The following is a 1314-nucleotide window of genomic DNA, read 5'->3' on the forward strand; positions in this document are numbered from 1 at the left end:
GACATCGTGGTCCACAACTATCGCTGGCGGATCGGCCTGGCCGAGGGCGAGACGCGGTACGACGACCTCGAGCAGCGGCTCGCCGCCGGCCCGGTGATCACGGTGCCGACGATCACCATGGAAGGCGACGCCAACGGCGCGCCGCACCCGGAGCCCGCGGCCTATCGCGCCAAGTTCTCGGGCCGGTACGAGCACCGCACCATCACCGGCGGGATCGGCCACAACCTGCCGCAGGAGGCCCCGCAGGCCTTCGCCCAGGCGGTGATCGACGTCGCCAAGCTGTGACCGGAAATGGCGGATTGAAGAAGATGAAGCTTGCCCATCTTTCGTTGACTATCGCCGCGACGGTGTTGGCCGCCGTCGCGACCATGGGTGCAGTGGCCGGTGGGGGAGGCGACAAGGAGGCCTCGCCGATCTATGGCGTAACGGTGCCGGACGGATACCGCAGCTGGGAGCTTGTCGCTCCCGCGCTGGAAGGCGACCCGCTCAACGAGCTTCGCGCGGTGGTCGGAAACGATGTCGCGATGGACGCGTATCGTGCCGGCACGCTGCCGTTCCCGGATGGCACGGTCCTGGTGAAGCTCGCCTGGAAGCGCGTTCAATCGCCGGAATTTGAACCGGCCTCGATTCCGGGTCCAGCCACCACCGTTCAGGTCATGGTCAAGGACTCCAGCAAATATGCGTCCACAGGAGGGTGGGGGTTCGGCAGATTCATCGACGGGAAGCCGGTCGATCTGGCACAGCACGAGACCTGCTTTGCCTGCCATGAGGCCCGTGCCCAGGGGCACGACTACATCTTCACGCGATATGCGCCTTAGCAAAATCTTCGAAGAGACTGAGTAGCCGCGGCGAACATCGGCAGAGAGGAGAGATCATGACCCAAAGATGGCTCGTCACCGGGAGCACGCGCGGCATCGGTCGCGCCCTGGCGGAAGCCGTCCTCGACGCGGGCCACCGCCTGGTCGCGACCGCACGTGAACCCGCGCTGCTGTCCGATCTGGTGGAGCGCTATGGCGACGCCGTCAGGACGGCGTCGCTCGATGTCACGGACCCGGCCGCTGCCGAGGCGGCGGTCGACATCGCCGTGGACAGCTTCGGTGGGCTGGATGTCCTGGTCAACAATGCCGGATACGGCAATGTCAATTCCGTTGAAGACACGACGTTGGATGACTTCAGGCAGCAGATCGAGACGAACCTTTTCGGCACTATCATCGTCACGAAGGCCGCGATCCCGGTGATGCGTGAGCAGCGGAGCGGTCACATCATCCAGTTTTCTTCCGTCGGAGGCCGCATCGGTGCTCCTGGCCGCGCCCC

At 65.3% G+C, this 1314-nt stretch carries 3 protein-coding genes; all 3 read left to right on the forward strand.

Annotated elements, in window-relative coordinates; all coding sequences use genetic code 11:
- The coding region (locus tag KXR53_RS35470) for an alpha/beta fold hydrolase (protein ID WP_437380309.1) at positions 1-285 on the forward strand (285 nt) is incomplete at its 5' end.
- Between the two features lie 23 nt (positions 286-308).
- Positions 309-818, forward strand: a complete 510-nt coding sequence (locus tag KXR53_RS35475) for a cytochrome P460 family protein (protein ID WP_437380328.1) — start codon at positions 309-311, stop codon at positions 816-818.
- A gap of 56 nt (positions 819-874) precedes the next feature.
- On the forward strand, positions 875-1314 hold a 440-nt coding region (locus KXR53_RS35480; protein WP_437380327.1), incomplete at its 3' end, for an SDR family NAD(P)-dependent oxidoreductase.

This window comes from Inquilinus limosus (assembly GCF_051487185.1).
Lineage (GTDB): Bacteria > Pseudomonadota > Alphaproteobacteria > DSM-16000 > Inquilinaceae > Inquilinus > Inquilinus limosus_F.